This is a genomic window from Pseudoalteromonas sp. 2CM36K, assembly GCF_023161865.1.
In the GTDB taxonomy this organism is placed as follows: domain Bacteria; phylum Pseudomonadota; class Gammaproteobacteria; order Enterobacterales; family Alteromonadaceae; genus Pseudoalteromonas; species Pseudoalteromonas tetraodonis.
On the sequence record NZ_JALNTK010000041.1, the window covers coordinates 1 to 13,833 of the forward strand.

Consider the following 13,833-nt stretch of genomic DNA (forward strand, 5'->3'; position numbering starts at 1 on the left):
CAGTAGTGAAACGAAACAGCGCCGATGATAGTGTAGCATTTGCTATGTGAAAGTAGGACATTACCAGGCTCCAAATTAAAGAAAGCCCGACTAGCAATAGTCGGGCTTTTTTACGTCTGCAGGAAAGTAAAAACGCAGGTGAAAGGTAAAAGGTATCAGGTAAAAGGAAAATAATAAGCGCCTAATGCCGACTCTATACATTTGCTATGTGGCTCTCTACCGCTGTGGGCACCACGACATCACCAAGCTCCAAATTGAGAAAGCCCGACTAGCAATAGTCGGGCTTTTTTACGTATGCAGGAAAGTAAAAGCGCAGGTGAAAGGTAAAAGGCATCAGGTAAAAGGAAAATAATAAGCGCCTAATGCCGACTCTATATATTTGCTATGTGGCTCTCTACCGCTGTGGGCACTACGACATTACCAGGCTCCAAATAAGAGAAACCCGTTCAGTAATGTAGCGGGTTTTTTTACGTCTGCAGGAAAGTAAAAAACGCAGCTGAAAGGTAAAAGGCATCAGGTAAAAGTAAAAGAATAAGCGCCTAAAGACTACTCTAACGCTGTGGACGACAAGGCCTGAGAATAAAGGCATTATGAAAATATATTCGTTTGGGGTAATACCAATCCGCAATAATACTCAATCATTTTGCGGGGCTAAACGTGTCGCTATCTGTGTTAAAAAATTCTCATTTAGAACAACTAAATAGCGAATTTTTTGCCTAGCTATCAACCCGTTTTTCCTGCCTCAAATTAGACCGCTTAATTAAGCGAATTGGTATAAGTCTGGATGATGAAGTGAAAAGTAAAGTTTAAAAACCGACTATGCTTGTGCGTAGTTTGATTTATTACCTAACCAGCGGTGAATAAGTGGGTCTATATGCTGAGGATATTGCTTAAGCATTTGTTGTGCGATGGGCCTTACTTGATTGAGTGTTTGTTTATCGCGTGTTAAATCAGCGATTTTGAATTCGGCTAAACCGGTTTGTTTAGTTCCAAGTACTTCACCTGGGCCGCGTATTTCTAAATCACGTTCTGCTATAACAAAGCCATCGTTACTGTCGCGCAGTACTCCTAATCGCTTCTGTGCAGTATGAGAAAGTGGTGCATGGTATAAAAGAACGCAATGCGATGCGGTTGCTCCACGTCCTACACGGCCTCGTAATTGGTGAAGCTGTGCTAAACCTAAGCGCTCTGGGTTTTCAATGATAATTAGGCTCGCATTGGGGACATCAACACCGACCTCGATTACGGTTGTTGCGACAAGTACATGAATGTTCCCCGTTTTAAACTCACTCATAATGGCTTGCTTTTCAGTGGCTTTCATTCTCCCATGGACTAAACCAATATTAAGTTCAGGTAAGGCTTCTTTTAATTGTAAAGCGCTGTCTTCAGCTGCTTGGCATTGTAATACTTCAGACTCGTCTATAAGAGTACATACCCAGTAAACTTGTCGACCTTGTTCATTACAGGCAAGTTTCACTCGACTAATGATGTCATCTCTGCGGGTATCAGGGATGGCAACAGTGGTAATAGGAGTTCGCCCAGGTGGTAATTCGTCGATCACTGAGGTTTCTAAATCTGCATAAGCAGTCATCGCGAGCGTACGTGGTATAGGTGTTGCTGTCATTACTAGTTGATGTGGGTAACAATCACCAAAGCGCCCTTTTTCACGCAGTGATAAACGTTGATGAACCCCAAAGCGATGTTGCTCATCAATAATGATAAGTACGAGATTGTTAAATTTTACTTCATCTTGAAATAAAGCATGGGTACCCACAATCATCTGCGCTTCACCGGAGGCGATCATAGCAAGGGTATTAACTCGCTCTTTTCCTTTTGTTTTACCGCCTAGCCAAGCAACCGTTATTCCAAGGCTTTCAAACCAGTTGGAAAAGTTGATTCCGTGTTGCTCTGATAATATCTCTGTTGGCGCCATTAATGCGACCTGATAGCCTTGTGCTATCGCAGTTAAAGCGCCCAGGGCTGCGACTAATGTTTTACCAGAGCCTACATCCCCTTGGACAAGTCGCATCATAGGGTAAGCGTGTTGCATGTCTGTTTTAATTTCTGATACTACACGGCTTTGTGCATTGGTTGGCGCAAAGGGTAATTGTGCTAGAAATTGTGCTTCTAATGGATTAGTGGGCTCAAGGGCAATAGCTTTAACTTGTTGTCCTTGCTCTCTTACTTTTAAGAGGCTGAGATTTTGAGCTAACAACTCTTCAAAAACGAGCCGTTGTTGTGCTGGGTGAGTCCCTTGTTCAAGCGCAATGATATCAACATCATTAGGGGGGCGATGCAATAGCAATAACGCATCACTTAACGGTAGTTGCGATGGTTGCCATTGTTGAGGTAGTAGCTCTTCTACTGCGTATTTTTGAAGCAATTCTATTGCCTGTTCACTCAACGCCCTGATAGAGAGTTGCTTTAACCCCTCGGTTGTTGAATAGACTGGCGTAAGTGTTGATGACGTTGGTTGCTGTTCAAAAGTGTCGCTAATACTGTATTCAGGATGACTCATTTCAAAGCCAACACGTCCGCGACGTATTTCGCCAAAACAGCGAATTATTTTACCCGCGCTAAATGCGTTTTTTTGTGCTGCGGTAAAATTAAAAAATCGTAGAGTTAACCTACCTGTCCCATCATTTATTTGGCAAACCAGCATACGCCTTTTACCAAAGGTAATTTGGCTTGTTTCAATGGTTGCTTGAACCGTTACATGGCTATGTGCGGTAAGCTCACTAATAGCATAAATACGCGTTCTGTCTTCATACCTTAGCGGTAAATGAAAAAGCATATCTTGCACTGTGGTAATGCCTAGCTTTAAAAGTCGTTCAGCCATTTTAGGGCCTACGCCTTTAAGTTCTGTGATTGGGTATTGGCTTAAGCTAGGTTTAGACAAAGTAGGCTCAATTATTGTTATTTAGTGAGTTAAGTGTACTTATACACTGTATATGCATCAAGTATGTTTTAATGTCTGCCAAAATTGTTCATCCGCAACGATTTCGCCATGCTCATCAAGTGCGGGATAAGGTAAGTTCTTTTGCTTACACTGCCTTGCAATAATTGGGTGGCAGCCTTCAAAATACATTGGGTGTTTTATTTCTTCACTCAGCATATTTCTATTATATAATCCAGCTAACTCACGTTGACGTTGTGCTTCGAATAAGATTAATGCTGCTGCAACGGATACATTTAACGATTGCACCATGCCTTGCATTGGAATAATAATGTTTTGATCTGCATATTCGAGCGCTTTTTCTGAGATCCCCGTTTTTTCTTGGCCGACAATAATTGCAGTGGGTTTAGTGTAATCAATTTCTCTAAAATCGACGGCATCTTCACTTAAATGAGTTGCCAAAATTTGTACATCGGGGTTATGGGCACGGATACTGGCTGCGGCATCATCTATGTCCCTGTGAAGGTGTGTGTTTAACCAGTTCTTACTGCCACCTGAGGTATTATTGGTTAGCCACTTTTGCTTTTCTGGCCAGACTGCATGCACATGATGGCAACCAACAGCATCGGCCGTTCTGACTATGGCAGATAAGTTATGGTGTTTATGTACGTCTTCTAAACACACGGTAAGATCGGTTTGACGACGTGAAAGTACACTTTCAATTCTTTGATAACGAGTTTGCTGCATGGGGGTCCTCTTTTTCGGCAGATTATACGAGATTTTTCACCTTAAGGCACCACTGTTCGGCTAATCGGGTTTTGTAATGAGATCAGGGTTTCGGTTGACTGAATAGCTTCTATTGCTTGTATTTTATTGATCAATACATCTTGCAGATGATCGATCGAGCGAGTCATTACTTTAATAAAAATACTGTAATTACCGGTGGTGTAATATGCTTCAACAACCTCTTCTAATGATTCAAGCTTAATCAGAGTTTGTGGGTAGTCTCTGGCATTATTTAAATTAATGCCGATAAAACAACATACATCGTAGCCAAGCTGTTTGGTATTAATGGTTAATTGGGTACCTGTAATGATCCCCGCTTGTTTCATTTTTTCAATCCGTACATGAATTGTTCCTGCACTGACACCGAAACGCTTTGCTAATTCAGCATAGGGTGTACGTGCATTATCCATTAATGCATGCAGAATCTGTTTGTCTAGATTATCGATTTGATAATTTTCCATAGGTTTAGCTGCTTTGTATTATTGTATTTGTTGTTTTTATACCATTTTTTTAATGGTTTTAATATCTTAAAGCTATTTTTGTTATGGGTTATTGAATTAAACCATTTAATTGTTACGATAACCATATTGAAGCGCTACTAAGCGCTGAGTCGCCAATACAATAACTGGGAATGAGGCCAATTATTATGAGTTCACACTATGTGCAGCAGCAGCAGCAAATAAGTAAAGTTAAACAGTTTTTTTCACAGCAATTAGAGCAAAAATTAGGCTTAATTGAGGTGCAGGCACCTATTTTAGCTAAGGTAGGTGACGGTACTCAGGATAACTTAAGTGGACACGAGAACGCTGTTGCGGTGAATGTTAAAGCCATTACAGATAGCCGTTACGAAGTTGTGCATTCGTTAGCAAAGTGGAAACGAAAAACCTTGGGTGAGTATGGTTTCTCTAAAGGTGAAGGAATTTACACACAAATGAAAGCGTTGCGACCTGATGAAGATTCACTAAGCCCAATCCATTCTGTGTATGTTGATCAGTGGGACTGGGAACAAGTTATTTGTGAAAGTACGCAGCGTTCTTTATCTACTTTGAAGCAAACGGTTGAAACTATTTACCAAGGTATTAAAGCCACTGAGAAATATGTTAGTGACAGCTTTGGTTTAACACCATTTTTACCTACAGAGATTACTTTTGTACATAGTGAAGCATTACGTAAAATGTACCCAGATTTTACAGCCAAGCAGCGTGAAAAGGCGATTACTCAAGAATATGGCGCTGTATTTTTAATTGGTATTGGGGGAGCATTGAGTGATGGCAAAATTCATGATGTGAGAGCGCCAGATTACGACGATTGGTCAACCCCGACATGCGAGCAGTACATGGGATTAAATGGTGATATTTTAGTATGGAACCCAGTGCTTGAAGACGCTTTCGAAATCTCATCGATGGGAATTCGTGTAAGCCCTGAAGTATTGCAAACTCAATTAAGTATTACGGGGGATGAAGACCGTTTAGAGTTTGACTGGCATAAGGCATTACTAGAAAGTAAGCTTCCACAGACAATTGGCGGTGGTATTGGTCAATCTCGTTTAGCGATGCTGTTATTACAAAAACAACATATAGGGCAAGTGCAGGTAGGTGTGTGGCCAGCGCAAACCTATACAAGTGTAGACGGTTTACTATAAAAAGTTGGGGCTGTTACTAACAGCCCCTTATTATTAAGTTTTAAATTCAATTTCTATTTTGTTATTTTCTAACTTAACACTACTCGGTGGGAAGTTACGGGTCGTTTTAAGCAGTTTATTGAAGATATGGATCTCTACACCCGAATGTAAAACGCCATTCACAGTTAACATGGCTTCATCGAGTAACGTATTCAGTTTTTGCTCTAAACCTGCTACTTGCTTTTCTAATTGTGCTGCTTGCTGACTAAGGTGTAGCTGCGTGGTGCCAATTTTATTTATGAGTTCATTTTTTTTATCTGCATCTTTAATTAAATCTGCTTTTTCTAAAGCCGCTTGTAAACTATCAACTTGTTCATTTGTTGCTGTTAGTTCACTAAAAGATTTATCAATCTCTTTAGTCATTTCATTGGCTGAAGCCGCTAAATTAATTACCATTTTAGCGCCAGATTCATTACCTATCTCGCCGGCAATCAGTTTAGTGGCATCTAGAATTTCACCCCCAAATAGCTTTCCTTTAGACAACTCGGATTGACCAATTTGTATTGTACTCTTTGCTTTCATTGAGCTGTGGCTAGCTTGACGGTCAAGCAGAATGTTTTTAGCTTCAATGTAACAATATTGAGAGTGTGAGGCATGGAAATCGCCTGCGCATATTATTTTACAAGACAGTGATTTATCTTCAGGCTTTTGATGGCCAATTACCCCTTGTTTTACAGTTATATCGCCTCCTGCGGTTAATTCGCCAGATTCAACCGTACCAAAAACGGTAATGTCGCCCGTTGCATTAATACGCATACCTGGCTCTACATTTTTACTCACTATCACACTGCCTTCAAAGTCGATATGCCCTGTTTTTACCGACACATCGTTGACAGTAAAAATATCGTCAACACGCATGCCATTATTTATTTCAACCGGCACGCCAGCAATCGTAGAGAGTAATTCCATCGGATTATTTTTTGAGATTTCAGTGCCCTCACCTGCAATTAGAGTATGAACCTGTCCGGGTTTTGCAGGTAATACATCGCCTAACACGGTAAACCCTTCTTGGCCTGGTGTAGCGGGTTGTTGCTGTATTAGTAACTCACCTGGTTTTACACTTGCTAACTTACCAAAGTCGCGCATATCTACACTGCCATCTTCTTTTAATTTAGGGGCTTTGAGACGATCTTTAAGTGTTTGAACCATTGCGTTAAATTTAGTTGGTTTACCGTCTATAGGTAAGCGCCCTTTGGCGAGTGGACCACTGACTATGGAGCCAGATGGGAGTTCAGATTGCTTTTGTAAAAGTTGCTCTAAAAATGCTTGCTTATAACCTCTCGCAACGTGCGCTTTAACTAATTCTTTTTTAGCTTCATCAAAACTCAGTGTTGCTCCCCCTTTAGCAAGAGTGAGCGTGCCTGTGGCTAGCATTTTATCATCACTTATCTTCACGCTTAAGGTGGCATCATGACGTGTTGCAACAACTAATATACGTTCAGGTGTTGCACTGCTGAAATAGTTATTTATGGCGTCATGATTGATTTCACACTCGCTGTAAGGCGATTGTTCAATTGCTTCAATGATAAAAGCAGCACTGGCGGGTGCAGATTTACTCGTATCGAGCAATACATTGCCATTTTTAGCAAGCTTAAACACAAGTCATCCTTTTCTACTACTAAAGTAAGGTTTAATTAAATAATGTGATTACAGAGTGCTAGAATTTTAGTTTTGAGTCAAGAATTCATCAAAGTGTAGTTACAGATTGGAATATAAGCTATGAGCGGCGCTCATAGCTTATAGAGGTTAGTTTGTTGAAGGAAGTTCCATAATACCGTCTATTTCTACTTGTACACCTTTAGGTAGTGCACGAACGCCAATAGCAGCGCGAGCAGGATAAGGCTGTTTAAAATATTGGCTCATTACTTCGTTAACAATGGCAAAATTTGAAAGATCAGTAAGGTAAATATTTACTTTTACTAAATCTTGAATGGTGCCGCCAGCTTCTTCACAAACCGCACAAATATTTTTAAATACTTGGTGTGTTTGCTCGCTAAAGTCTTCAGATATAACGTCCATTGTTTCAGGGACAAGTGGAATTTGGCCAGATAAATAAACCGCTGTACCCACTTTCACTGCTTGGCTGTATGTGCCAATCGCTGCAGGTGCTTTATCCGTTGATATAAATGCTTTATTCATGATGTTCCTATTTTATTTTTTACGATAGACTTTTTGTACATCCGGCATCACACGTATACGACGCATGATATTAGCGACGTGGATACGGTTTTTAACTGTTATCCCTAAGTCTATCACGTATAAATTACTTTCTTTTTCATCGGTAGCTATTTCTACAATATTGGCCTGTGTCGTTGCGACCACATTGGTTAATTTAGCCAGCGCACCTTGGTGGTTAATAATTTCTACCCGTAAAGCCGCAATGTATTCTTTTTCTGGATTATCATCCCATTTTACGACAAGGTATTTCGAACGATCATTTTCCCAGCCACGAATGTTCTTACACTCTTGGCGATGAACCGTTAAACCTTTACCCTGGCTGACATGGGCTGTAATAGCGTCTCCAGGCACTGGACGACAACATTTAGAATAATTAACTAACATACCTTCAGTGCCAATAATGGTTGCTTTTGCACGTTTAGCAATATCGTTTAAGTCATCGTTATCGTTTTGTAATAAGCGTTTGGCAATCAGCATGCTCATTAAATTACCTGAGCCAATTTCTACAAGTAGCTCTAAGGTTGAAGAGAGTTCATGCTCCTCAAGCACTCGCGTAATATTTTCAGCTGGCAGGTTATCAAACTTGTTCTCACCTAGGGCTGAATCAAGTAAGCGACGACCTAATAATAATGCTTCTTCATGCTGTTGGCTTTTAAGGTAGTTACGTACGCCCAGTCGCGCTTTACCAGTAACAATAAAGTTAAGCCATGTTGCGTTAGGATGAGCGCCTGAGCTAGTAATAATTTCTATTGTTTGCCCAGTATCAATGGCTTTACTTAAAGGGTAAGGCTTACGATTAACGCGTGCGCCAACACAAGTATTACCAACATCAGTATGAACGGCATAAGCAAAATCGACCGCAGTCGCGCCCATTGGCAGTTCAACGATGCGACCATCAGGAGTAAACACGTAAATTTCTTCAGGGAAGAGTTCGGTTTTAACGTTTTCAACAAACTCAAATGATGATCCCGCACTTTGCTGTAACTCTAGTAAGCTTTGCATCCATTGGCGAGCACGCTGCTGCGCAGTGTGGCCCGCATTGTCGCCAGACTTTTTATACATCCAGTGAGCCGCGACTCCTTTGTCTGCCATGTGATCCATATCGTGAGTACGGATTTGAATTTCAACAGGAATACCATGCGGGCCAACCAAAGAAGTATGAAGTGATTGATAGCCATTAGTTTTTGGTACAGCAATATAATCTTTAAAGCGGGTTTCAATTGGCTTATATAAGTTATGAGCTACACCAAGTACGCGATAACAGGTGTCCATAGAGTCCACCGCAATACGAAAAGCGTAAATATCCATGACTTCGTTAAACAGTAACTCTTTATTAAGCATTTTTTTATAAATACTGTATAGATGCTTTTCACGGCCTGATACGGTGGCCTTTATGCCTGACTCTTCAAGGCGTGCTTCAATTTCTGTTTGAATATTTGAAATAACTTCTTTACGATTTCCACGCGCTTTAGCCACTTGCGATTTAAGTGCACGATGACGCATTGGATACAGCGCTTGAAAACCTAAGTCTTCTAGCTCATTTTTTATATCGTGAATACCTAAACGATTAGCAATCGGCGCATAAATTTCTAGAGTTTCGCGAGCAATACGGCGACGTTTATCAGGACGAAGTGCGCCTAATGTTCGCATGTTATGCGTTCTATCAGCCAACTTGATTAAAATAACCCGAATATCTTGGGTCATTGCCATAATCATTTTTCGATAGTTTTCAGCTTGAAACTCTTTTTTATCTTTAAAGCTTAACTTATCAAGCTTGCTCACACCTTCAACGAGTTCAGCCACCGTTTCACCAAATATTTCAGCTAAATCCTGTTGGCTAAAATCAGTATCTTCAATCACATCGTGCATCAATGCTGCCATGAGCGTTTCATGGTCAAGGTGCATGCTAGCTAATATTTGAGTGACTTCAACGGGGTGAGTAATATAAGGTTCGCCACTTGAGCGAGTTTGACCTTCATGGGCCTCTCGGGCTACCACATAAGCTTTTTGAACTAGCTCAACATCGTCTGCTGGCAAGTATTTTGAGATTTTCTTTTTAAGACCTTCAAAAAGATACATTCACACTCCAATGTTCTCGTGAAGCAAATAAGTTAGGATAAGTTACGAATATACGATGAAAACAAAGGATTGCCAACGGCTATAGTTGAAATACTATGCCGTTAGCTAAATCAAACCGGGCGGTTGATTATTGGTTGCCACCAACAATGGCAGCAACAGCGGCTAGTTCTGCCGCTTCTTGGTGTTGTTGTTCTTCACGGTCAATAACATCCATTGAAGAATTATCAACTAAACCAAGTTCGATTTCACGTAAAGCAACAACTGTTGGCTTATCGTTCTCAGGATCTACCAGTGGATCTTTACCACCAACAGCAATTTGGCGGGCACGACGGGCCGCAACTAAAATTAAGTCAAAACGATTACCAATTGCATCTACTGCATCTTCAACTGTTACGCGAGCCATCTTAGCACTCCAAAATAATTTAAAAGCAAAGGCGTAGTTTACTGCACGCAGCAAGTTTCGCCAATAGCCAGTGGTTAATTTTTATCTATTTTAAGGCATGAACCGAAAATTAATCGTAATTTAGATTATTTAAGTAGCTCATTAATTAAAGTTTGATGACGCGTGGTTTGCGCTTTTAGCGTTAATCGCTGTGCAATAACAACACTTTCTATTTCACTTAAAGCAGTATCAAAATCATCATTCACAACAACAAAGTCATACTCATCGTAATGAGAGGTTTCTGATTGAGCTTGTGCCATACGCCCGGCAATAATTTCAGCTGAATCTTGGCCACGGTTATTTAAACGTTGCTCTAACTCTTGCTTTGACGGCGGTAAAATAAAGATAGTTTTTACGTCATCCATTATTTTTCGAACTTGGCGAGCGCCTTGCCAATCAATATCTAAAAACACATCAATGCCAGCGGCTAACTGTGATTCAATGGCTTGTTTAGAAGTACCGTAATAATTATCAAATACTTGCGCCCATTCAAAAAAGTCATCTTTGGCAATTAGTGCCTTAAACTCATCAACCGATACAAAATGGTAGTGTTCTGCATCGTTTTCACCAGGGCGCGGTGCGCGGGTAGTGTGCGATACCGATACTTTCATATCAGCATGCTTTTTTAGTAATGCATTTATTAAGCTCGATTTACCCGCCCCAGAAGGCGCAGATAAAATAAATAAGTTTCCGCGAGAGTGTGCCATTATTTTCTCTATCTAAAAATAAACAGGCTCGAACTATAAACAGCTCAAGCCTTCAATTATTATATTGTACTTTATTTAGCTAATTATGCTCAAGTGAGTGGTAAAACCAAAAAAAGTTACTCAATGTTCTGGATCTGCTCACGCATTTGCTCAATCAATACTTTTAGCTCTACCGCTGCATTGGTGATGTCACTGTTGATTGACTTAGAGGCGAGGGTGTTTGCTTCACGATTAAACTCTTGCATCATAAAATCTAAACGACGACCACAAGCACCACCTTTACTCAGGATTTTGCGTGTTTCTTTAACGTGCGACTTTAAACGATCTAGCTCTTCAGCAACATCTTGCTTTTGTGCAAGGTAAATCAGTTCTTGCTCAAGGCGTGACTCATCAATATTTGTTGTTAAATCTTCAAGTTTTTGTACCAACTTTTCACGTTGCCATTTAGTAATTTCTGGCATGTGTGCTTCAACGATATCAACTTGTTCTAAAATAGCGGTTAATCGTGTAGCTATCATTTCTTCAAGGTTTGCACCTTCATCACCACGTGCAGATTTAAAGTCTTCAATTACTTGGTCAAGGCCAATAATGAGTGCCGTATTTACACTATCCATATCAATTTCTTGTGCCTCCATAACACCAGGCCAACGTAAAATATCCACAGGGTTAATGTCACCACTGCTTTGTTGCTGAACCCACTTAGCACTATTAATTAACTGCTCCGCCAGCGACTGATTAATTGATAATTCACCAACATGTGCGGGATTTGCGACAAATTTTAAGAAGACCTCTACCTTACCACGCTGTAAGTGCTTACGCAGACGCTCGCGAATAACGGGCTCCATGCCACGAAATTGCTCTGGTGCACGAATAAATGTTTCAAGGTAACGTTGGTTTACTGAACGAATTTCCCACGTGCCAGTGCCCCATTCGCCTTTAATTTCGCGGCGCGCATAAGCTGTCATGCTGTGGATCATGGATGATTTCCTACATTTTTAAATACAAAGTTGACTGATTATACCGAATCAGCTTTTAACCTCTAGCGTAAATTTTCTGAAATGTGCTTTTCTGATGCAGTTAATTATGTAAATGAACATGGCATCTGGCACCACATCGACTTATAATGTGGCAAATTCAGAATTAAGGGGATCGTTAATGCGTCCAAGCGAAAGAACACCTAATCAAATTAGACCGGTTACATTCACACGTAATTACACTATGCATGCTGAAGGTTCAGTATTAGTAGAGTTTGGAAATACTAAAGTTTTGTGTACAGCAACGGTTGAAGCTGGTGTACCACGCTTTATGAAAGGCCAAGGTAAAGGTTGGGTTACGGCTGAATACGGTATGTTACCTCGTTCAACACATACTCGTAATGGCCGTGAAGCATCGCGCGGTAAGCAGGGCGGTCGTACTATGGAAATTCAACGCTTAATCGCACGTGCACTTCGTGCCGCGGTTGATTTAAAAGCGTTAGGTGAAAACACCATTACTATCGATTGTGATGTTATTCAAGCTGATGGCGGTACACGTACAGCATCAATTAGTGGTGCATGTGTCGCACTCGTTGATGCACTTACTTACATGCGTGCAAAAGGGATGATTAATTCAAATCCACTTAAGCATATGATCGCGGCTATTTCAGTTGGTATATATAAAGGCCAAGCGATTAGCGATTTAGAATACCTTGAAGACTCAGCTGCTGAAACCGATATGAATGTAATTTTAACTGAAACAGGTAAAATTATTGAAGTACAAGGGACTGCTGAAGGCGAGCCTTTCTCGTTTGACGAACTTGATGAGCTACTTACACTCGCTAAGCACTCAATTCGTGAAATTATAGATGTACAAAAACAAGCACTAGCATAAATAGGTAATCAGCGATGAAAGAATATCAAAAAGAGTTTATTGAATTTGCTTTAGAAAAGCAGGTATTAAAGTTTGGTGAATTTACCTTAAAATCTGGCCGTACAAGTCCATACTTTTTTAATGCAGGCCTTTTTAATACAGGACGTGATTTAGCACGTTTAGGCCGTTTTTATGCAGCGGCACTTGAAGATGCAGCAATTGAATATGATGTACTATTTGGTCCCGCTTATAAAGGTATTCCAATTGCAACAACTACCGCAGTTGCGTTAGCTGATCATTACAACAAAGATGTGCCTTACTGCTTTAACCGTAAAGAGAAAAAAGCACACGGTGAAGGTGGCAGCTTAGTAGGTTCTGAGCTTAAAGGTAAGATAATGCTAGTTGATGATGTGATCACTGCAGGTACTGCAATTCGCGAATCTATGGAAATTATTGCTGAAAATGGCGCAGATTTAAGTGGTGTTTTAATCGCACTTGATCGCCAAGAAAAAGGTAAAGCTGAGCTTTCAGCAATACAAGAAGTAGAGCGTGATTTTAATACTCAAGTAACTTCTATTGTTAAATTGGCTGATCTAATCAGTTACCTTGAAAATCAAGGAACCATGGATGAGCATTTAGCGGCAGTAAAAGCATACCGAGATCAATACGGTGTAGCATAAGTAAGAGCCTCGCAAAAGCGGGGCTTTATTTTGTTTAAAATTTAGCAGAACTCGCACGAATAGTTAAAGCGAGTTAATTCTCATAGTCGAGTGATTAAATCCAACTATAGCCATAAAAGCATTAGCAGATCGTATAAGTACAGAGATTAAGGTTCCATCGGATCAAGCTAAAGATATAAGATCTGCAGCGGTTACTCTCCTATTGGTGATCATGATGATCATTCTTTCACACATTTAAGGGCTACCTCACAGTTAAACGCTTAAATACCGCGTTTATTGTTAATAAATTGATAGTTATGTTGTGTTTTTAGCATCTATCGTTCAAATATCCAGCGAACAGTCATTTATTTTAAGTTTTCTTCAAAAAAGGGTTGATCTGTTTTCGGATCTCCCTATAATGCGACCCCACTGAGACGGCAGAGGGCAACGCATAGCGAGGCACGAGCTACTCAGTGAGTTGAGTAAAACTTAGTTTCGAAAACTTTCAAGTTTAACAAAATTAAGTGTTGACAAAAAAATAGGAAAGCGTAATATGC

The 13,833-nt window shown here is 40.3% G+C and carries 13 protein-coding genes; 4 read left to right on the top strand and 9 right to left on the bottom strand.

What is annotated here, in order from left to right:
* Nucleotides 1-817: 817 nt before the first annotated feature.
* Genes recG through asnC form a run of 3 tightly spaced genes read right to left on the bottom strand, consistent with a single transcriptional unit; the run spans nucleotide 818 to nucleotide 4,143 of the window.
* Nucleotides 818-2,899, bottom strand: coding sequence for an ATP-dependent DNA helicase RecG (recG, locus tag MTN97_RS17580; protein WP_248475007.1), 2,082 nt, complete (start codon nucleotides 2,897-2,899; stop codon nucleotides 818-820).
* Nucleotides 2,900-2,956: 57 nt separating this feature from the next.
* Nucleotides 2,957-3,643, bottom strand: a complete 687-nt coding sequence (trmH, locus tag MTN97_RS17585) for a tRNA (guanosine(18)-2'-O)-methyltransferase TrmH (RefSeq protein WP_248475008.1) — start codon at nucleotides 3,641-3,643, stop codon at nucleotides 2,957-2,959.
* A 41-nt stretch (nucleotides 3,644-3,684) separates the two neighbouring features.
* Complete coding sequence (gene asnC, locus MTN97_RS17590) at nucleotides 3,685-4,143, bottom strand: transcriptional regulator AsnC (RefSeq protein ID WP_013466068.1); 459 nt, start codon at nucleotides 4,141-4,143, stop codon at nucleotides 3,685-3,687.
* A 185-nt stretch (nucleotides 4,144-4,328) separates the two neighbouring features.
* Between asnC and asnA the strand changes: the two genes are divergently transcribed.
* Nucleotides 4,329-5,324, top strand: coding sequence for an aspartate--ammonia ligase (asnA, locus tag MTN97_RS17595; protein WP_013466066.1), 996 nt, complete (start codon nucleotides 4,329-4,331; stop codon nucleotides 5,322-5,324).
* Between the two features lie 33 nt (nucleotides 5,325-5,357).
* Here the strand turns inward: asnA and MTN97_RS17600 are convergent, their stop codons facing one another.
* From MTN97_RS17600 to MTN97_RS17625, 6 genes are all read right to left on the bottom strand, one after another.
* Nucleotides 5,358-6,962: a DUF342 domain-containing protein gene (locus tag MTN97_RS17600; RefSeq protein ID WP_128583651.1), complete on the bottom strand. Its 1,605-nt coding sequence runs from the start codon at nucleotides 6,960-6,962 to the stop codon at nucleotides 5,358-5,360.
* A gap of 147 nt (nucleotides 6,963-7,109) precedes the next feature.
* Complete coding sequence (locus MTN97_RS17605; RefSeq protein WP_013466064.1) at nucleotides 7,110-7,502, bottom strand: RidA family protein; 393 nt, start codon at nucleotides 7,500-7,502, stop codon at nucleotides 7,110-7,112.
* A gap of 12 nt (nucleotides 7,503-7,514) precedes the next feature.
* A complete protein-coding gene (gene spoT, locus MTN97_RS17610) occupies nucleotides 7,515-9,620 on the bottom strand; it encodes a bifunctional GTP diphosphokinase/guanosine-3',5'-bis pyrophosphate 3'-pyrophosphohydrolase (RefSeq protein WP_069438927.1) in 2,106 nt (701 codons plus the stop codon).
* Between the two features lie 127 nt (nucleotides 9,621-9,747).
* Nucleotides 9,748-10,023 carry a DNA-directed RNA polymerase subunit omega gene (gene rpoZ, locus MTN97_RS17615; protein WP_008108220.1) on the bottom strand — a complete coding sequence of 92 codons (276 nt, stop codon included), beginning with the start codon at nucleotides 10,021-10,023 and terminating at the stop codon, nucleotides 9,748-9,750.
* Between the two features lie 125 nt (nucleotides 10,024-10,148).
* A complete protein-coding gene (gene gmk, locus MTN97_RS17620; protein ID WP_036980411.1) occupies nucleotides 10,149-10,769 on the bottom strand; it encodes a guanylate kinase in 621 nt (206 codons plus the stop codon).
* A 116-nt stretch (nucleotides 10,770-10,885) separates the two neighbouring features.
* Nucleotides 10,886-11,746 carry a YicC/YloC family endoribonuclease gene (locus MTN97_RS17625; protein ID WP_248475009.1) on the bottom strand — a complete coding sequence of 287 codons (861 nt, stop codon included), beginning with the start codon at nucleotides 11,744-11,746 and terminating at the stop codon, nucleotides 10,886-10,888.
* A gap of 178 nt (nucleotides 11,747-11,924) precedes the next feature.
* Here MTN97_RS17625 and rph point away from each other — a divergent pair, with 178 nt between their 5' ends.
* The 3 genes from rph (at nucleotide 11,925) to MTN97_RS17640 (ending at nucleotide 13,535) form a co-directional block, all read left to right on the top strand.
* The gene (gene rph / locus MTN97_RS17630; protein WP_036980403.1) at nucleotides 11,925-12,638 is read left to right on the top strand and encodes a ribonuclease PH; all 714 of its coding nucleotides are present in this window, start codon (nucleotides 11,925-11,927) and stop codon (nucleotides 12,636-12,638) included.
* Between the two features lie 14 nt (nucleotides 12,639-12,652).
* The gene (gene pyrE / locus MTN97_RS17635) at nucleotides 12,653-13,297 is read left to right on the top strand and encodes an orotate phosphoribosyltransferase (RefSeq protein WP_036980400.1); all 645 of its coding nucleotides are present in this window, start codon (nucleotides 12,653-12,655) and stop codon (nucleotides 13,295-13,297) included.
* Between the two features lie 112 nt (nucleotides 13,298-13,409).
* Entirely contained in the window at nucleotides 13,410-13,535 is a 126-nt protein-coding gene (locus MTN97_RS17640; protein WP_288986233.1) for a diacylglycerol kinase, read from the top strand.
* Nucleotides 13,536-13,833 lie beyond the last annotated feature (298 nt).